This window comes from Mycobacterium sp. 852014-52450_SCH5900713 (assembly GCF_001667075.1).
Taxonomy (GTDB): domain Bacteria; phylum Actinomycetota; class Actinomycetes; order Mycobacteriales; family Mycobacteriaceae; genus Mycobacterium.
Genome location: NZ_LZIL01000043.1, coordinates 34,951 through 51,753, shown reverse-complemented (window position 1 = coordinate 51,753; position 16,803 = coordinate 34,951). Strand labels below are relative to the sequence as shown.

18 protein-coding genes are annotated in these 16,803 nt (G+C 67.1%); 7 read left to right on the top strand and 11 right to left on the bottom strand.

Annotated elements, in window-relative coordinates; all coding sequences use genetic code 11:
• Nucleotides 1-4: 4 nt before the first annotated feature.
• Nucleotides 5-1,228 carry a cytochrome P450 gene (locus A5773_RS12295; RefSeq protein ID WP_067261824.1) on the bottom strand — a complete coding sequence of 408 codons (1,224 nt, stop codon included), beginning with the start codon at nt 1,226-1,228 and terminating at the stop codon, nt 5-7.
• 36 nt (nt 1,229-1,264) lie between these two features.
• Complete coding sequence (locus A5773_RS12290) at nt 1,265-1,942, bottom strand: TetR family transcriptional regulator (RefSeq protein WP_067791142.1); 678 nt, start codon at nt 1,940-1,942, stop codon at nt 1,265-1,267.
• Between the two features lie 145 nt (nt 1,943-2,087).
• Here A5773_RS12290 and A5773_RS12285 point away from each other — a divergent pair, with 145 nt between their 5' ends.
• Nucleotides 2,088-2,564: a nitroreductase family deazaflavin-dependent oxidoreductase gene (locus A5773_RS12285; protein WP_067261821.1), complete on the top strand. Its 477-nt coding sequence runs from the start codon at nt 2,088-2,090 to the stop codon at nt 2,562-2,564.
• Nucleotides 2,565-2,579: 15 nt separating this feature from the next.
• Here A5773_RS12285 and A5773_RS12280 read toward each other — a convergent pair whose 3' ends face one another.
• The 3 genes from A5773_RS12280 to A5773_RS12270 all read right to left on the bottom strand — a co-directional run bounded on the left by A5773_RS12280 (nt 2,580) and on the right by A5773_RS12270 (nt 4,674).
• Complete coding sequence (locus A5773_RS12280) at nt 2,580-3,074, bottom strand: DUF2231 domain-containing protein (RefSeq protein ID WP_066953823.1); 495 nt, start codon at nt 3,072-3,074, stop codon at nt 2,580-2,582.
• A gap of 33 nt (nt 3,075-3,107) precedes the next feature.
• The gene (locus A5773_RS12275) at nt 3,108-3,731 is read right to left on the bottom strand and encodes a hypothetical protein (RefSeq protein ID WP_066953826.1); all 624 of its coding nucleotides are present in this window, start codon (nt 3,729-3,731) and stop codon (nt 3,108-3,110) included.
• 118 nt (nt 3,732-3,849) lie between these two features.
• Nucleotides 3,850-4,674, bottom strand: a complete 825-nt coding sequence (locus A5773_RS12270) for a SigB/SigF/SigG family RNA polymerase sigma factor (protein ID WP_082948205.1) — start codon at nt 4,672-4,674, stop codon at nt 3,850-3,852.
• Between the two features lie 679 nt (nt 4,675-5,353).
• On the opposite strand from A5773_RS12270, the gene A5773_RS12265 reads away from it, so the two are divergent.
• From A5773_RS12265 to A5773_RS12255, 3 genes are all read left to right on the top strand, one after another.
• Nucleotides 5,354-6,247 (top strand): SDR family NAD(P)-dependent oxidoreductase, encoded by an 894-nt coding sequence (locus A5773_RS12265; protein WP_066953828.1) that lies wholly within the window; start codon nt 5,354-5,356, stop codon nt 6,245-6,247.
• Between the two features lie 189 nt (nt 6,248-6,436).
• Entirely contained in the window at nt 6,437-7,222 is a 786-nt protein-coding gene (locus A5773_RS12260) for a heavy metal-binding domain-containing protein (RefSeq protein ID WP_067261819.1), read from the top strand.
• A complete protein-coding gene (locus A5773_RS12255; RefSeq protein WP_066953831.1) occupies nt 7,222-7,602 on the top strand; it encodes a DUF5073 family protein in 381 nt (126 codons plus the stop codon). The genes A5773_RS12260 and A5773_RS12255 overlap by 1 nt, the downstream gene beginning before the upstream one ends.
• Before the next feature lie 8 nt (nt 7,603-7,610).
• Here the strand turns inward: A5773_RS12255 and A5773_RS12250 are convergent, their stop codons facing one another.
• The 3 genes from A5773_RS12250 to A5773_RS12240 all read right to left on the bottom strand — a co-directional run bounded on the left by A5773_RS12250 (nt 7,611) and on the right by A5773_RS12240 (nt 9,528).
• Nucleotides 7,611-8,246 carry a cutinase family protein gene (locus A5773_RS12250; RefSeq protein ID WP_369817356.1) on the bottom strand — a complete coding sequence of 212 codons (636 nt, stop codon included), beginning with the start codon at nt 8,244-8,246 and terminating at the stop codon, nt 7,611-7,613.
• 90 nt (nt 8,247-8,336) lie between these two features.
• The gene (locus A5773_RS12245; RefSeq protein ID WP_067791082.1) at nt 8,337-8,813 is read right to left on the bottom strand and encodes a hypothetical protein; all 477 of its coding nucleotides are present in this window, start codon (nt 8,811-8,813) and stop codon (nt 8,337-8,339) included.
• A 43-nt stretch (nt 8,814-8,856) separates the two neighbouring features.
• Nucleotides 8,857-9,528 (bottom strand): TetR/AcrR family transcriptional regulator, encoded by a 672-nt coding sequence (locus A5773_RS12240; RefSeq protein ID WP_067791081.1) that lies wholly within the window; start codon nt 9,526-9,528, stop codon nt 8,857-8,859.
• Nucleotides 9,529-9,683: 155 nt separating this feature from the next.
• Here A5773_RS12240 and A5773_RS12235 point away from each other — a divergent pair, with 155 nt between their 5' ends.
• The gene (locus A5773_RS12235) at nt 9,684-11,450 is read left to right on the top strand and encodes an amidohydrolase family protein (RefSeq protein WP_067791141.1); all 1,767 of its coding nucleotides are present in this window, start codon (nt 9,684-9,686) and stop codon (nt 11,448-11,450) included.
• Between the two features lie 18 nt (nt 11,451-11,468).
• Here the strand turns inward: A5773_RS12235 and A5773_RS12230 are convergent, their stop codons facing one another.
• Nucleotides 11,469-12,032, bottom strand: coding sequence for a TetR/AcrR family transcriptional regulator (locus A5773_RS12230; protein WP_197507873.1), 564 nt, complete (start codon nt 12,030-12,032; stop codon nt 11,469-11,471).
• Nucleotides 12,033-12,209: 177 nt separating this feature from the next.
• Here A5773_RS12230 and A5773_RS12225 point away from each other — a divergent pair, with 177 nt between their 5' ends.
• Entirely contained in the window at nt 12,210-12,770 is a 561-nt protein-coding gene (locus A5773_RS12225) for a bifunctional 2-polyprenyl-6-hydroxyphenol methylase/3-demethylubiquinol 3-O-methyltransferase UbiG (RefSeq protein WP_066953845.1), read from the top strand.
• Nucleotides 12,771-12,858: 88 nt separating this feature from the next.
• A complete protein-coding gene (locus A5773_RS12220; protein WP_066953848.1) occupies nt 12,859-13,704 on the top strand; it encodes an enoyl-CoA hydratase/isomerase family protein in 846 nt (281 codons plus the stop codon).
• On the opposite strand, the gene A5773_RS12215 is transcribed toward A5773_RS12220, so the two are convergent.
• Entirely contained in the window at nt 13,701-15,398 is a 1,698-nt protein-coding gene (locus A5773_RS12215) for an FAD-binding protein (RefSeq protein ID WP_067791079.1), read from the bottom strand. The genes A5773_RS12220 and A5773_RS12215 overlap by 4 nt on opposite strands.
• Entirely contained in the window at nt 15,395-16,792 is a 1,398-nt protein-coding gene (locus A5773_RS12210) for an SRPBCC family protein (protein WP_067791078.1), read from the bottom strand. Before A5773_RS12210 ends, A5773_RS12215 begins: the two co-directional genes overlap by 4 nt.
• Nucleotides 16,793-16,803: the final 11 nt, after the last annotated feature.

Genomic DNA, 16,803 nt, shown 5'->3' with positions numbered 1-16,803 from the left:
CCACTCACCATGTCACTGGCAGCTCGTAGAGGCCATAGGCCAGCGCGTCGTGTTTGAACGGCAGCTCTTCCACGGGCCCCGCGAGCCGCAGTGTCGGGACGCGGCGTAGCAAGGTGGGCAAGACGATCTGCAGTTCCATCCGGGCCAGCTGCTGCCCGACGCACTGGTGCCGGCCGTAGCCGAACCCGACGTGCGCGCCGTCCTCCCGGCGCAGGTCGAGCCGGTCCGGGTCGGGGAATTGCCGGGCATCCCAGTTCGCCGGCGCCACGTCGAGGATGATGCCCTCGCCGGCCCGGATCGTCTCGCCGCCCACCTCGATGTCCTCGACGGCGATGCGGCGCTGCCCGGTCTGAATGATGCTGAGGTAGCGCATCAATTCCTCGACCGCGACGGCGATCACCTTCGGGTCGTCGGTATCGCGCATCAGCGCCAGCTGGTCGGGGTGGTCGAGCAGTGCCGCGATGCTCAGACTGATCATGTTGGCGGTGGTCTCGTGGCCGGCGATGAGCACGCCGGTGGCCAACTGCGCGGCCTCGCGCACGCTGAGCTCTTCGGCGTTGACCCGCTCGGCCAGGTCGGACACCAAATCCTCCGACGGGTCTTGCATTTTGGCCCGCACCAAGTTCGCCAGGTACTTCGCCAACGACGCGGCGCCCTGCGCCGTGTCCTCCTCGGTGGCGTAGCGGCCCATGCCCCGCTGGGCCTGGGCCTGGAAGAAGTCGGCGTCCTCGTATGGCACGCCCAGCAATTGGCTGATGACCAGCGACGGGACGGGCAGCGCCAAGGTGCTGACGATGTCGCCCGGCTTGGGGCCGGCCAGCAATGCGTCGATGTGATCGTCGGTGATCTGCTGCACCGCGGGCCGCAGCGCCTCAACCCGCTTGAACGTGAAGGGTTTTGACAGCATCCGGCGGAATCGGGTGTGTTCTTCGGCGTCGGAGGTGAAAACCGATCGCGGACGCTTGTGCACCGTCGCGAGCATGCCCGCATTCCAATGCGGATAGCCGGGCAGTCGGTCGTCGACGCTGGCGCGTGAATCGGTGAACAACGCCCGGATCGCCTCATAGCCGTGGATCAACCACGGTGTGCTGTCGTCCCAGATCCGCACCCGGCTCAGCTGCTTGTCGGTGTTGAGCTCCAACACCTTTGGCGGCGGGGCGAACGGGCAACCCGGCGCGCGCGACATCGGGAACTCCGGAATATCCGTGGCGGTCGAGACGTCGGTCATCGTTCTCCTTGCTGGCCTGGTTTGGTTTTCGGTCGACTAGCCGGCTGCCGCGCCCACGTGGACCGGTGCGCGCCACAGGCCGACGATGGCGTCGATCAGGCCTTCGCCGGCGACCGGCCAGGCCGAACGCGAACGTGGCCCGTGTTCGGCCAGGGCGCCTTCGTGCTCGGCGCAGGTATGCATGAGCAGGTTGCGCACCATGACCATGCGTTCCGAACGCACCCGCTTGGGCAGGTCGGGGAGGCAGTGGTTGATGCCGTCGATGGTCTGCACCAGCAGTGGTGACGTGAGCGCGTCTTTGGTGACGACGTGGCGGTAGGTGGGGTCGGCCATCGCTTGGGCAGCGAAGCGCGCGTACCAGCTGGGCACCCCGAGCGCGTGCAGGTGATCGGTGAGGGGCCGCACCAACGCGCCCACCCAGTCGCGCAGGTCGGTCGAATCGTCGATGGCGGTCAGCATCTGCGCCCGCAATTCCTCGATCGGCTCCCGATGCTTGCTCTCGATCGCTCGGAGCAGGTCGGTCCTCGTCCCGAAGTGGTAGCACACCGCGGCGTTGTTGCCCTGCCCGGCCGCCTCGCTGATCTGCCGGTTCGATACGGCGTACATGCCACGTTCGGCGAACAGCACTTCCGCGGCCGACAGGATCGCCTCCCGGGTGCCTGTCGACCTGTCGGAACGGGCGATCCGCTCGGCGGTCATCGCCTCAGTGAACACCGCGTGCCCGATTAAATCAAGCAGTTTATTTAACGGCGTGGCGGCCGCGGCGGTGTGCTGCGCGTCGGCATTGGAATCCCGCCCCGTCAAGGCGATTTCATCGTTGCGACGCCCAAGCCGGCTCGCACGGGAATACAGTCACCGTATGAATCCGCTCCAGCGGTTGGCCGGCAATCCGGTGGCCTACCGCCGGTTCGTCCTCAATGGCCGGCCGGTCGCGGAAGCTGTTGAGGCGCTGTTGCGGTTCGCGACCGGTGGGCGGCTCGGCGTGCTGGACCTCGCCGGCCTGCCGAACGTGCGGATCACGACGTCGGGTCGCAAAACGGGCCTCGCCCGCACGGCGACGGTGCAGTACGTGCCCGTCGAGAATGGGTTGTTGCTGGTCGGTTCCAACTGGGGCCGGGACCGCCACCCGTCGTGGTCGGCGAATCTGAAAGCCACGCAGCGAGTTACCGTTCGCAGGCGCGGACAGCGCTTCGTCGCGACGGTGCGGTTGCTCACCGGCGAGGAGCGCGAAAAGGCGTGGTCCGAGGTGCTGGCGCACTGGCCGAACTATCAACTCGCCCAAGATCGCGCGGGCGGGCGCCAGTTCCGCCTGTTTCTGCTTACGCCCATTGCATAGGCGACGTGACGACCGTTAACCAGGGTGGTGGGATTGTTCCAGCCGGGTGATTTCGCCACCCCAAACCGATTGGGCCCCAGCATCACCCACGCGGTAGATCTGGACCGTCGATGCGATGGCGACGGCGAGCACCAGTATCGCGATGGTCGCGCGCACGACCACGCGGCGCTTGTCTGAGCGGCGTTCGATCAGCCGCATCGCCACCAGCACCAGCGCGGCCGCGAGCAGTGCGGCGGAGAAGTAGGTCATCGTCGCGCCCAGCGCGGCGTGCTTCTGCAGGATGGCGGTGGGTTTAGCCCTCAGGTCGTAAAGCCATTCCCCGGCGTTTACCGTGATCGGCGTCAACACCATGGTGGCGGCAGCCGATATCACCGCGAGCCACAACAGTGGGCCCCGCCGCGCCGTCGGCCAAATCACGCAAACGATCTCGAGCAGGGCGGTCAGCGGTACCAGCACGACCACGAAGTGCAGCAGCAGGGCATGGGCTGGCATGCCGTTGATGATGGTCATCGGGCTCCTTTGTGGTGGGCGGTCAGTTCGCGCTCAGCCGCCGAGCCCCTTCTTGATGGCCGCATCTTGTTTCTGGCCCACGTCGTTGACGAAATCCGCGGGGGCCAGGGTGTCGGGCGGGCCGTCGAACTGCAGCGTGACGAAGGCTCTGCCCTCGGTGAACAGGAGAATCGTCACGCCCTTGCTCTTGTCCGGATTATTGCCCAACAACGTTGTTCCGCCGGTTCCGACGTTGGCAGCTTGCGTCGTCGGGGTCTTGATCACGTCACCCTGAGCGCCCTTGGCCGTGTTCAACGCGTCGGTGGCGGCGCCGGGGTCCGCGAACACCTGGATGGTGTCCTTGATGACGTGGCTGCCGTCCTCGTCCTTGAACGTCGTCGCGACGCCCGGCTGGCCATTCGGGTTGGAGGTCGGTGGGGTGGCGGTGAACGGTATCGGCGCGTTGATGTCGCTCGCCTGGATCAACAGTCCGGTGTACTCGCTCGGCTGAGCGGCGGCCGACGACGTCGGTGCCGAGCTGTGCGCACTGGTGGCCGAGCTGGACGACCCCGACTTCGACGGCGTTGACGACGTCGGATTCTTGCCGCACCCCGCTACCGCCACCGCAAGCGCCGTCGCCACCGCGACGCCCGCGGCCACCGTCCGTGAAGTCCTCATAGCTCGAGCTCCCTTCCAGGCTGCCTCCGGCGCCACCGTCGAGTTCGTTCCCGAATCGCACAGTACATTGCGGCGCGGCGCCACCGTGGCACCGAAGGCCCTGGGAGAGATGAAGGGGCTAATCCAGTTGGTCGCGTAGGCCGCGCAGGGTGCTGGCCAGAATGCGGGACACCTGCATCTGCGAGACCCCGATGCACTCGGCGATCTGGCTCTGCGTCATCGATTCGAAGAATCGCATGCGCAAGACCTCGCGTTCACGCTCGGGGAGTGCGGACACCAGGACGCGCAGCGCTTCCCGGTTGGTGATGTGTTCGATCTGCGGGTCGATGCCGCCGACCGCGTCCGCGACCAGTCGCGGCGTGCCCGAGCTATCGGTGCCCACCGGCGCGTCCAGGGAATCCAGGCGGTAGGCGTCGCCCGCCACCAGGCATTCCACTATTTCCTCGCGGGAGACTTCCAGCGCTTGCGACAGCTCGCCCGCGGTGGGCGCGCGCCCCAGCTTCTGGGCCAGATCGCCGGTCGTCCTGCTGATCTGCACGTGCAATTCCCGCAGTCTCCGCGGTACCCGCATGCCCCAGCTGTAGTCGCGGAAGTAACGGCGAACCTCGCCCATCATGGTCGGAACCGCGAAGCCGATGAAGCTGGGCCCTTTATCGGGATCAAACCTGTTTATGGCGTTCATCAGCCCCAGTCGTGCCACCTGGATGAGGTCATCGAGACCCTCGCCGCGGCGCGCGAAGTGGCTGGCCACATGGTCGGCCAGGGGCAAACAGCGGGTCACGATCCGTTCGCGCTGGCGACGGTAGTCGTGCGACTCAGCCGGCATCTGGCGCAGCAGCACGAACATTTCGACCACGTCGTCGTACGAATCGTCGGCTTTTCTGTCACGGCTCGGGGCCGAAGGGGCGGAAGCAGGTCGGGCGGGGGCGATCACACTGGTCATAGGCGCACGCGCCCATTCTCGGCGCGGCTGATCCTGAAAGCTTTGGTGCACAAACATTTCTGCATTACTGACTCACTCCTCTGAGTCGTGTGCAGCGAGGCTGGCAGCTATGCGCACGTCGCCTCACCGCATCTGTATCCGCAGGACTGGTCACTTATCGAACGCGCGGGGTTACCGACGGGAGATGACTCAGGTGTTTGTCGCCGGAGCCATGTCGAGCTCAGTAGCCATACGGCTGACGGGCCGCTTTGAGCTAAACGGCGACACATCCAGAACGGACTTCGTTTACGACTATACGCCCCATTGCGTGCGCCCGCGATCGCTTACCCCAACCGGGTCCCGGCTCATGTCCCACCCGTTTCCACCGAATAAACCAACCGCATTGCAGCAAACCTCCTGGCGCTTGCCCATGCCGGCGCTTTCAGCTGGCGGAACTGGACCGTCCAGGTTTTTCCGGTTCGAACCGGCGACCGTCGGCAAAGCGGAGCGGCATTTCGAGGATCAACCGGAGGCGCCCGCGCTGCTCACGTTCCGCGCGTGTCGAAAGGTGTCGACCGCGGTTCTCATTTCTGTCCCGGCTGGGTACTGTTCGCCTAATGTTCGAGACCGATCTCCCGCGACTCACCCTCGGCTCTGACCGAGAGCTGTTCGCGCACAATGCATTACGACAGTCACGGCGATGAATGTCGGTGGGCGCCTGCTGGACGGGCGCGGCGTGGCGGTGGTCGGTGGCAGCCGTGGGATTGGGCGGGCCGTCGTCGAGCTGCTCTGCGGCCTGGGCGCCGGCGTGATCGTCAACGGGCGCGACGCGGGCCCGGTCGAGGAGACCGTCGCCGCGGTCACGGCGTCCGGCGGGCGCGCCGGTGCGGTGGTCGGACCCGCGGACGACGAGCGCATCGCCGGCGTCCTGATCGACGACTGCGTGCGCAGGTACGGACGGCTTGATGCCCTAATCAACTGCGCGGGGATCGCGGAGCCACCCGGCTCTTCGATCCTGAACATTTCGTCGGGCGACTTCGACCGCCTGATCAGCGCGCACCTCGGCACCGTGTTCCACACGTGCCGGGCGGGGGCTCGCGTCATGGCCGCCCAGGGGCACGGCGCCATCGTCAATACCAGTTCGGTCGCATTTCTGGGCGACTACGGCGGCACCGGCTATCCCGCGGGCAAGGGCGCCGTGAACTCCCTGACCCTGGCCATCGCCGCCGAACTGAAGGGCCACGGCGTGCGAGCCAACGTGGTGTGCCCGGGTGCCCGGACACGTCTGTCCACCGGCGCCGAGTACGAGAAGCACATCGAGGACCTGCACCGGCGCGGCCTGCTGGACGAAACGACCATGCAGGCCTCGCTCGACAGCGCGCCGCCCGCATTCGTGGCTCCGCTCTACGCGTATCTCGCAAGCGACCTGGCGCGGGCCGTGACGGGTCAGATCTTCGTCGCGGCAGGCGGATTCGTCGGTAGCTTCGACCGGCCGACACCGCGGGTCCTGGGCTACCGCGACCACCACGACGCCGGACCCTGGTCGGTCGAGGAGCTGCACACGATGATCGGCGCCGCGCGAGCCGCGCACTGAGCGCCCCGAACCGCCGGGCAACAGCAAATCGATCTCATCGACGCCGCGGCGGTGCCCGCGCGGGTCGGGCCCGGCGCCCCCGGGCACCCTGATTTTGCCGCCGGTGCACCGGAAAGACGCACGTTGCGGGTGTGCGAGGCGGTCCGGCGGCCTAGGCTGTCCTGCGAACCGCAGGAGGGTGTTTTGACAATGCAACCGAACCCGCTCGACCCAGTTGCCAGCGAACGGCTGTCGCACGCAGGCAAAGTGTTCACCTCCGATCTGTCGATCAACGAATTCGCCTTGCTGCACGGGGCCGGGTTCGAGCCGATCGAACTCGTGATGGGTGTCTCGGTCTACCACGTCGGTTATCAGTTCACCGGGATCCGGCAACAATCCGAACTGCCCGTGCTCACCGACGCGACCTACCGGGCGCGCTGGAACGCGATGTCGCGGATGCAGGCGGAGGCCGATTCGCTGGGCGCGGACGGCGTGGTCGGCGTCCGCCTCGAATGGCGTCATCAGGGCGAGGGCGAGCATCTGGAGTTCATCGCGGTCGGCACCGCGGTGCGATACACGGAGAAGCCCGGGGCCTATCGCCGCCCCAACGGGCAGGCGTTCACCAGTCACCTGTCCGGGCAGGATCTGACCACCCTCCTGCGATCGGGATTTGTCCCGGTGGCGTTCGTGATGGGCAACTGCGTATTCCACATCGCCGTGCAAGGGTTCCTGCGCACGCTCGGCCAGGTTGGACGCAACGCCGAGATGCCCCAGTGGACGCAGGGGAGCTACCAGGCGCGCGAGCTGGCGATGTCGCGCATGCAGAGTGAGGCCGAGCGCGACGGCGGAACCGGCGTCGTCGGGGTGCACTTCGCCATTTCCAACTACGCCTGGGGGCATCACACCGTGGAGTTCTATGTCGCGGGTACCGCGGTCCGCCGCGGCGGTGAGGCGCAGACGCTGACGCCGTCGTTCGTCCTGCCCATGAGCGATTGATGACGAGCCTCGATTACGAGCGGGTCGGCGAGTCCATCGGAACGGCCTTGTCCGGTCCCGGGGGAGTCGGGCTGGTCCTGAGAGTCTTCTCGGGCGTTCCGGGGGTGATTTTCGCTCCGGCGCGCCGCGGTTTCTTCCGGTCGCAGCCGGAGCGGGTGCAGATCGGCCATTGGCGTTATGAAGTCACTCCCGACGGCCGCCTGAGCGCCGCCCACCTGGTGAACGGCATCGTCCTGGCCGAAGAGGTCCTCGCCGCCGGCGCCGTCGGACCGCACATCGCTCGTGCCCTCGGGCAGCTGGTGACCAGCTACGGCCCGACGATCATCCCCAACATCGATGCGGCCCTCGAGGTCCTCGAGGCCGGGGCCGGACCGCGCTGAAAGCCGGTTCAGACGCGACCGGCGGCGAAATCGGCCGCCTGGTCGACCATGCCCGCCTCGACGTACTGCCGGTGCGCGACGGGGTTTCCCGCGTCCGAGCAGATCGGGTCGCCGGGCACGCATAATTCGATGGTCTTGGCCGCGTACGAGGGGCCGATCGTCACGGGCGGCTCGTTGATGATGTTCATGAACTGGCTCGACGGCTTTCCGAACAGCGCGACCGCCGACACGTGGTTGGAGACCTCGGCCGGCATCGGCTGCAGCGCCTGCACCAGGTGCACCCCGTCCGGTACCGCGCTTTCGGTGACGAAGCCAATCACGGCCGCGCCCTGGGAGTATCCGCCCAGCACCATCCTCGTTCGCGGGCAGGAGACCGCCATGTGTTCGACGTGCGCGCCCGCGTCGCTGATACCGTCCACCGCCCTGGGGAAGTCCGTGGTCGCCGGGTAGTCGACGGGATACACGCCCAGGGACCTGCCGCCGACGCGCGGGCGCAGGCTGTCGACGAAGCTCTGCCCGATCCGGCCGACGCCGGGCGGCTCGTTGGTACCCCGGGCGAACACCACCTCGACATCGGGACACGGCTCGGCGGCCGCGACGGGAGCGACCGGGAACCCCCAAAAGGGTGCCAGCACAGCACAAATCAAACTGCCGAGACGAAGCGCCTTCACAGCGTGATTTTGTCACAGGGTGACAAAGTGCGCGCGTTATGCGGCGGCGGCCCCCGGGCCGGGCTACCGCGGCGAGTCGGCCCCGGGCGCGTGGGATCGTCTGTGCACCAACGAGCCGGCGGAGCGCAGCACGCCGCGAAACGCGTAGGCGGCGGTCACGATGGTCAGCAGGATCAGCAGGACGAACATGGGCAACCAGTTGCCCCGGCTGTGGTCGACGTCCCACCAGATGATGGTGAACAGCACCGCGCAGACCAGGAGCACCACGTCCCGCCAGTTGCCCCGGTAGGACAACGCCGCCTTGCGCAGGGCCCGGCCCCGGTCGGCGGTCTCGATCAGGTCGTCGATGCGGGCGTCGATGGTGCGCTGCAATTCGGCGCGCCGCGTGGCGGCCTCCGGCGGCATCCGCTCGAGCAAGTCCATGTCCTGCGCGATCAGCCCCCGATAGTCCGGGCCCCGGAATTGGCCGGCCGCGACGGCCAGCATCGCGCCACCGAACACCGGCGCACTATTCAGAGCGATCTGTCCGAGACCCGTCATGCCCGCTCCTTCCGGTCGTCGTCAACGTCGCTCGATGACGGGGTCAGGATGCCTTGAAAGGGCGGCGTCGTGTTCGCGGCGGCTCCGGGCTTTGCAGCGCATCCATCGCGCGCACCAGCTGCGGGTAGGCGATCGCCGGTCCCAGCCAACGCGTGAGATAGCGCCGCAGATCGGCACCGCTGCGCGGCGCCCGCCCCGGGTCGGCGAGGAACGAATGCAGCACCCGCAGGCTGAATTCGTTCAATTCGTCGAGGCCGGATTCGTCGAAACCGTAACGCTCCCAATCGATGTCGTAGCGATGCAGCATCGACCGGCCGAACGCCAGGGCGGTGTCCGAGATGATGGAGACCTTCTGCCCGCCGCGATGGCGTTGGCTGAGCACGAATTCGACCTGGTTGTCCGACGCCAGCTCTTCGATGGCGTACGCCATTCCTTCGGTCATCGCCACGACGGGATCGGTGACCCCCTCGAGGTGTGCCGCCATCCGATCCAGGAACCCGTCGGCCGATCGCATCGCCGAGGCCACCAACAGCGCCTGCGTCCCGGGGAAGTACCGATACACGGTCTGCCGGGTGACCCCGAGCGCCCGCGCCACGTCGGCGATCCGCAGCGCCGACCCGCGTTCGTCGATGATCTGGTCGGCGGCATCCAGGATGCGCTCGATCGCCTCCTCGTCGGAGGCGGGCGTGTTCCCTGCCCAACCGTGACTGCGCATCTATCGAGCGGCAAATCCGTAGTCGGTGATCCCCACAGCCGGATCATAGCGGCTGGGAGCAGGCGATCGTGGCTGGTTAACACGACCGGACACTTCCCTCGTTATGTATGCTCATTGCGAACCATGGGGGTGCCGCGCGGCAGGAAGGCCGACCTTTGCACTACGACACCGTGATCACCAACGGCCGTTGGTTCGACGGGACGGGCGCGCCGTCGGGGCGCAGAAACATCGGGGTGCGCGACGGCCGGGTCGTCACCATCACGCCCGAACCGCTCGACACGGCGGGCGCCGACGTAATCGACGCGACGGGCCAGTGGGTGATCCCCGGAATAATCGACATCCACACTCACTACGACGTCGAAATCCTCTGTGAGCCCGAGCTTTCCGAATCGCTGAGGCACGGCGTGACGACCGTGATGCTGGGATCGTGTTCGCTGTCCACGGTGTATCTGGACAACGTCGACGCGGGTGACATCTTCGGCCGGGTCGAAGCGATTCCGCGGCGCTATGTCATCGAGCACCTGGATGCGGCCCGCTCGTGGACCAATCCGGCGGAGTATGTCGCCGAACTCGAGCGGCGGAACTTGGGTCCGAACGTCGCGGCCTTCATGGGCCACTCCGACATGCGCGCCGCGACGATGGGCCTGGACCGGGCAACCCGCAGGGACGTCCGGCCATCGGCAGCCGAGTTGGCGCGGATGGAGTCGATGCTGAACGAGGCACTCGACGAAGGCTTCGTCGGGATGTCGTCGCAACAACTGCTGTTCGACAAACTCGACGGCGAGGTCTGCCGGTCGCGCACCCTGCCGTCGACCTACGCGAAGCCCCGCGAACTGCGCCGGTTGAACGCTATCTTGCGGCGGCGCAACAAGATTCTGCAGTCGGGGCCGGACATCAAGAACCCGCTATCGGTGGTGTCACAGCTGGCGACGTCGCTGGGATTCGGCCGGCCCCGGTTGAAGACCAGCCTGCTCTCGGCGGCCGACATCAAGGCCATATCGCCGGTGATCCACCTCATGGACTCCCTTGCCCGGGTGGTGAACGCGCTGGGCGGCGACTTTCGTTGGCAGCATCTGCCGGTCCCGTTCGAGGTCTACGCCGACGGCATCTCGCTGGTGGTTTTCGAGGAGTTCGGGGCCGGTGCGGCGGCGCTGCACCTGCAGGGTGAGATCGAGCGCAATCAGCTCATGCGCGACGAGGACTACCGCCGCTGGTTCCGCGAGGACTACGACAAGAGGTTCGGGCCACGGGTGTGGCACCGCGACTTCTTCGACGCCGAGATCGTCGCCTGCCCGGACGCGTCGGTGATCGGCAAGTCGTTCGGCCAGGTGGGCCTGGACCGCGGCGGGCTGCATCCGGTCGACGCATTCCTCGACTTGGTGGTGGAGCACGGCGAAAACCTGCGCTGGCGGACCACTATCTCCAATCATCGTCCCCAGGTGCTCAGGAAGCTGGCGCAGAGCGGAACCGTCCAGATGGGTTTCTCGGACGCCGGCGCACACCTGCGCAACATGGCCTTCTACAACTCCGGACTGCGGCTGTTGCGGCACGTGCACGAGGCGGATAAGCACGGCTCCCCGTTCATGTCGATCGAGCGTGCCGTGCACCGGCTCACCGGCGAGCTCGGGTCCTGGTACGGAATCGACGCGGGCACCCTGCGCGAAGGGGATCGCGCCGACATCGTCGTGATCAACCCGGACAAGCTCGACGGTTCGCTGGATCGTTACGCCGAGCATCCGGTGCAGTCCTACGGCGGCTTGACCCGGATGGTCAACCGCAACGACGACACGGTCAGCGCCGTGTTGGTGGCGGGACAGTTCGCGTTCGGTGCCGGCGAGGCCGCACCGGCGCTGGGCAAGCGGAAGTTCGGCCGCTTCCTGCGGGCGGGCGAGTCGTCCAGGAGCTTGACGCCGGTCGCTTAATCGTTGCCGCGCAGCGGTTTATGCTACGGATGCACCCAGAATCAGGTTGACGGCCTCGTCGAGTTGTCCCGCAATCTCGTCGAAGCTGACGAACCGGGCGGTCATCAGAGCGCCGGAGAACGTCATCTGCAGCGTCGATTTCACGGCGCGGGGCCAGCCCGGCCCCAGTGCGGCGCCGATACGGGTGGCCACCTCGTGGCCGATCTGCTCCCGAATCGGCTTCACCGCCGGATCGTCGGCCATTAGGGCCGCGCCGCACGCGGCGGTCAGTTCGGGCTCGTCGGCGACCACGACGGCCATGTCGCGCAGCGTCGCGCTGACGCGCGTCTTCGTCGTGTCGTTGACATCGGTATGCAGCGGCAGCTCGCGGAGAAAGCGCAGGTACACCGCCGCGACCAGCGCGCTTTTCGACGGAAAGTAGGTGTAGGCGCTGGCGGGCGACACTCCGGCGCGACTCGCGACCGAACGCATCGTCAGGTTGGCGTACGACGACGCGCGCAGCTCGTCCAGCCCGGCATCCAGGACCTTGCGGATCGTCTGGCCGGGCCGGCGATCGGACCGGCGAGCCGCATCTTTAGACACCCGTCCAGTGTAGGAAGGCGGCGAGAGCGCGAACAACTTCCGTCCGGGTCGTGTCCAGGGACCGATCCGCGCCCCGCGCTGTTGTTTTGCGTCAGCCGCCGAAGGGCGGTCCGGTATCCGTCGGCCGAGATTTACAGACAGCTGTCCAGAACAGCGGGTGCCTCTAGAGTGGCGGCTATGGCCGAGGCGGACCGGCAGCGCTGGGACGAGCGGTACGCGACGAGAACACCGCCGTCAGTGAACGCGGTGGGACCACCCGACTTCTTGGTACCCCATGTAGATGTAGTGCCTACTGCGGGAAGGGCTCTCGATCTCGCTTGCGGACCCGGAGCCGGCGCGGTGTGGCTCGCGATGCGCGGGCTTGAGGTGGTGGGCGTGGACGTATCCCCGGTGGCGGTCGGCCAGGCGCGCGAGCTGGCCCAGCGCGCCGGCGTGAGCGGCCGGTGCCGCTTCGACGTCGCCGACCTCGATGACGGCCTGCCGGCCGGGCCGTCCGTCGACGTCATCCTGTGCCATAGATTCCGGGACCGCCGCCTCGACCGGGCGATCGTCGAACGCCTGGCGCCCGGCGGCGTGCTGGCGATCGCTGTGCTGAGCGAAGTGGGGGCCGCCGCGGGACCGTTTCGGGCGGTCGCCGGTGAGCTTCCCGCGGCGTTTGCCGATCTCGACCTGTTGGCCGCCGGTGAAGCCGAGGGCTACGCTTGGCTGCTGGCGCGCGCACGGCGCGAAGCTCGCTGAGTAGCAAGAGTTTTCCGCACGAATCGCGGCACGCCGAAATGGCGTTTGGCGGTGCCATTTCGGCTGCCGGCCGGGTAATGTCACGCAAATGGAGCGGCGCGTTCTCGAAGCGGTCATCTATGAGCGCGAGCCGCCGATTGCGCGGATCATCCTGAACCGGGTCGACAAGGCCAACACCAAGGACGCGGTCCTGGTGACCGAAGTCGACGAATGCCTGCATGAGGCCGACCGCGACAAGGAGATCAAGGTCGTCATCCTCAAGGCCAACGGAAAGGGTTTCTGTGGCGGACATGTGGCCCGCTGGGGCCCCGACGAAAACCCGTATCCCGACTTCGGCGAGACGTTCGAGGATCTGTACAAGGGCACGGCCGACCTGTTCCTGTGGCCGACGCTGTACCTGTGGGAGTTTCCAAAGCCGACCATCTCCGCGATTCACGGCTACTGCATGGGCGGCGGAATCTATCTCGGTCTGCTGACCGACTTCTGCGTCGCGTCGGAGGACGCGTATTTCCAAATGCCGCTTGCCCAAAGCCTTGGCGAGCCCGGCGGGCACACCATGATCGAACCGTGGTTGCTGATGAACTGGCATCGCACCATGGACTGGCTGCTGCTGGCTCCGACGCTCTCCGCGCAGGAAGCCCTCGACTGGGGCCTGCTCAACAAGGTGGTGCCGCGCGAAGACCTCGACGAAGTGGTCGAGCAGATGGCGCGCAAGATCGCCCAAATCCCGTTGACCACCCTGATGGCGGTGAAGAACAACGTGAAGCGCGCGTGGGAACTGATGGGCATGCGGGTGCACCTGCAAGTCAGCCACATCCTGACGAACATGGTCGGCGCCGCCTCCGACGTCCAGGCGCGGCGGGCCGAGCTGAAGCAATCGGGTATGAAGCCACGCGATTTCGTCGGCCGCGACGAAAAGGATGCCGGGACCTAGCGCCTTGGATCGCCGGCGACACGCGCGGCGGCGGCGTGCCGGGCGGCGACATAGCCGAACACCATTGTGTAGGCGATGCTTCCGCCCGCGCCCAGATAATTGCGGCCCATGACAGTCGCGGTGATGTTTCCCGTCGCGTACAGTCCGTCGATCACGCGGTCGTCCTCGTCGAGCACCTGGGCGTGCTCGTTCGTAATCACCCCGCCGCACGTTCCGACGTCGGCCGGAACGACTTTGGTGGCGTAGAACGGTGACCGCTCGAGCGGGCCGAGGGCGGCGTTCGGGCGATGCCCGGGATCACCCAGACAGTCGTTGTACGCCGACTGACCGCGCCCGAAGTCCGGGTCAAGGCCCTTGGCCGCAAAGCCGTTGAAGCGCTTGATCGTCTGCTCCAACGCGTCGGCCGGTACGCCCATCTGGCGCGCCAGCTCGCCGATGGTGTCGCCCCGCATCACCGCGCCCCGCGCGATGAGTTCTTCGGGCAGGCGACGCTTCTTGAACGGGTTGGCCCCCGAAACGTACCGGCTGATGTAACCCTCGTCGAAGACCATCCAGCACGGCACCGCCTTGTTCGCGTACATCGCCTTGCCGACTTCGACGTACGAGTTGGACTCGTTGCAGAACCGCCGGCCGGTTCCGTCGACGTAGATGGCGCCGGGACGCTGCCGCCCGCTGCCCAGCGCCTTCGCGGCGTCACCTCCGTCGGCGATGAAAACCGAGGGCAGCCACCAGGCCTCGTCCATCAGGTCGGTCTTGGCGCCCAGCCGGATCGCGGTCTGCAACACCTCGCCGGTGTCGCCGGCGTTCGCGATCGACCAGAGCCCCTCGTTGGGCTGCTCCCCGCTGTAGCGGCGGCGCATGTCCGCGTTACGGCTGAAGCCGCCCGCCGCCAACAGGACGCCCTTGCGCGCCTCGATGTTCAGCGCCTCGCCGTGACGTGAGACGCGCGCGCCGACGACCCGGCCGTCCTCGACGATCAGGTCCTCCATCGCCGCGCCGGTCCAGATCGGCGGCTCGCCGCGCAGATCGATCAGCACCTTGAGCATCTGACCGATGAGCGAGGCGCCGTTGGTGAGGATCTCCCGACGGCGGAGCCGGGCGGCCCTGGTGCGCGCGAACACTCGCATCGCCACCGCGAACGCTCGCGGCGACCGATTGAAGTACTGCACCGAACGCAGCTCGTTGGTTTTGAGAACGAACCCGCCGTAAGCCTTGGCCATCGAGGGCTGGACCCGGTCACGCCAGTTGCCCAGCGCGGCGGCATCGTACGGGACGCACTCGATGGCGCGACCGGCTTCGTTGCCCCCCTTGTGGTTCGGGTAATAGTCGCTCCAGCCGGGGCACCGCACAAACCGAACACCCTTGCGGGTGAGGAAGTTGATCATTTCGTATCCCGCGCTGAGGAACGTCTCGCGGCGCGCCGGTGACGAGGCCGGACCGATGTCGCCGACGACGTCGTCGAAATATGCCAGGCCGTCCTCGTGCGAGTCCGGGATGCCGTCGGCGCGCATCAGCGGGTTGTTCGGCAGCCACACCATGCCACCCGAAAGGCCGGTGGAACCTCCGACCAGGGATTGCTTTTCGATCACCAGCGGCTCGATGCCGGAGTCGAGCGCCGCCAGCGCCGCGACCATGCCGCCCCCGCCGCTGCCGGCGATGAGCAGGTCCACGGAGCGGTCCCACCGGGTGGTCATCGTGCCTCCGCGCGCAAGGCCAGGTCGGCGACCGGTACGTCGATGGTGGTGTTGGTCTTCTGGATCGCGGGGACCAGCGCCTCGTGCGGCAGCCCGGCGAGGAAGCCGTCGACGACGCGTTCGAAGTTGGAGATCAGGCCCTCGATCTGGTCCGACAGCCGCATGTATTCGAAGCCCTTGGAGTGCAACCCTTTCTGCTGTCTCGGCAGATTGGAGAAGTCTTGCGCGGGGATCGGCGGCCAGCGCGGGTCGTCGGGCGCCATCGGCTCCGGGGGCTGGGGCCTGCCTGCGGGAACGTCGTCGGGAAACCGGGTGAGGGACCAGATCTCGAACAGGGTGTCCTCGGGGCCGAGCGGGCGGATGCGGTACGACGACGCGCTGCTGTAGGTGGGGAGGATGAAGTAGTGCGGGAAGCAGAACCCGATCGCATCGGTGATCCCGCGGCGGACCAGCTCGTTCAGGTCGGGCATGGTGCTGCCCCGGGCCCGATGCCAGCTGACGACGGCGTCGTTGAGGGCGCTGCGCCAGGCATTCATCGCCGCCGCAGGATCGGCGGGCAGCTCGATGTTCTGCAGCCCCTCGGCGATTCGGATGTCGTTGTCGTGCGTCATGCCGCCCATGCCGGTGCCGAGGGTGCGCATGAAGTACAGGCTGCTCGCGACGACGGGATGCACCGCCGATTGGGCGGGGTCACCGTTCTGTGCGGATGGCAGCAGCTGAGGATGGGTTTGGGGGACGTGGTAGCCCTCCATGAACGCCGCCGCCGCCAGCTTCCAATTCACCGGCAACCGGCACGACTGCCACCACTCGACCCGCAGCGATTCCACCTGCCAGGCGTCGTAGGTCGACGCGAAGGGCTCCAGGCAGTCGCGCAGCGCGGGGGCCCCGTCGTCGAGGTTGATCCACGCGCATCCGCCCCAGGTCTCACACCGCACCGAAACCAGCTGCAGATCTTGGGGATTCATGTTTTCCGCGGCGAACGCCTCGGGCCGCAACACGAACGTGCTGCGCCCGTCGATGCCCCAGCACCAGCCGTGGAAGGGGCAAACGAAAGTCCGCCGGGAGCCGCTGCCTTCGACCAGCTTCACCCCGCGATGGCGGCACGCGTTGTGGTAAGCCTGCACCGTGTCCGCGTCGACACGCACCACGATGATCGACTGATCGAGGATCTCGTATTCGACGAAGTCGCCCGGCTTGGGAATCTCCTCGAGCCGGCACGCCATCTGCCAGACGCGCGGCCATAAGGCCTCCGCCTCCAGCGCGTAGAACTCGGGGTCGTAATAGCGCTGCTTGGGAATGCGGTCGACGGACTGGACCGCCCACGGCACCGGTAGCGGTGTCCAGTTCCTGGCCGTGCTCACCGAGCTGGTCGCTGAGTCTGTCTTGGAAGCCATCTCGCCATTCC

Bases quoted from the DNA above. Each gene is read 5' to 3' on its own strand.
- A5773_RS12210 (WP_067791078.1), bottom strand. From the start codon at position 16,792: ATGGCTTCCAAGACAGACTCAGCGACCAGCTCGGTGAGCACGGCCAGG.
- A5773_RS12280 (WP_066953823.1), bottom strand. From the start codon at position 3,074: ATGACCATCATCAACGGCATGCCAGCCCATGCCCTGCTGCTGCACTTC.
- A5773_RS12265 (WP_066953828.1), top strand. From the start codon at position 5,354: ATGAATGTCGGTGGGCGCCTGCTGGACGGGCGCGGCGTGGCGGTGGTC.
- A5773_RS12220 (WP_066953848.1), top strand. From the start codon at position 12,859: ATGGAGCGGCGCGTTCTCGAAGCGGTCATCTATGAGCGCGAGCCGCCG.
- A5773_RS12275 (WP_066953826.1), bottom strand. From the start codon at position 3,731: ATGAGGACTTCACGGACGGTGGCCGCGGGCGTCGCGGTGGCGACGGCG.
- A5773_RS12255 (WP_066953831.1), top strand. From the start codon at position 7,222: ATGACGAGCCTCGATTACGAGCGGGTCGGCGAGTCCATCGGAACGGCC.
- A5773_RS12285 (WP_067261821.1), top strand. From the start codon at position 2,088: ATGAATCCGCTCCAGCGGTTGGCCGGCAATCCGGTGGCCTACCGCCGG.
- A5773_RS12295 (WP_067261824.1), bottom strand. From the start codon at position 1,228: ATGACCGACGTCTCGACCGCCACGGATATTCCGGAGTTCCCGATGTCG.
- A5773_RS12245 (WP_067791082.1), bottom strand. From the start codon at position 8,813: ATGACGGGTCTCGGACAGATCGCTCTGAATAGTGCGCCGGTGTTCGGT.
- A5773_RS12240 (WP_067791081.1), bottom strand. From the start codon at position 9,528: ATGCGCAGTCACGGTTGGGCAGGGAACACGCCCGCCTCCGACGAGGAG.
- A5773_RS12260 (WP_067261819.1), top strand. From the start codon at position 6,437: ATGCAACCGAACCCGCTCGACCCAGTTGCCAGCGAACGGCTGTCGCAC.
- A5773_RS12215 (WP_067791079.1), bottom strand. From the start codon at position 15,398: ATGACCACCCGGTGGGACCGCTCCGTGGACCTGCTCATCGCCGGCAGC.
- A5773_RS12225 (WP_066953845.1), top strand. From the start codon at position 12,210: ATGGCCGAGGCGGACCGGCAGCGCTGGGACGAGCGGTACGCGACGAGA.
- A5773_RS12270 (WP_082948205.1), bottom strand. From the start codon at position 4,674: ATGACCAGTGTGATCGCCCCCGCCCGACCTGCTTCCGCCCCTTCGGCC.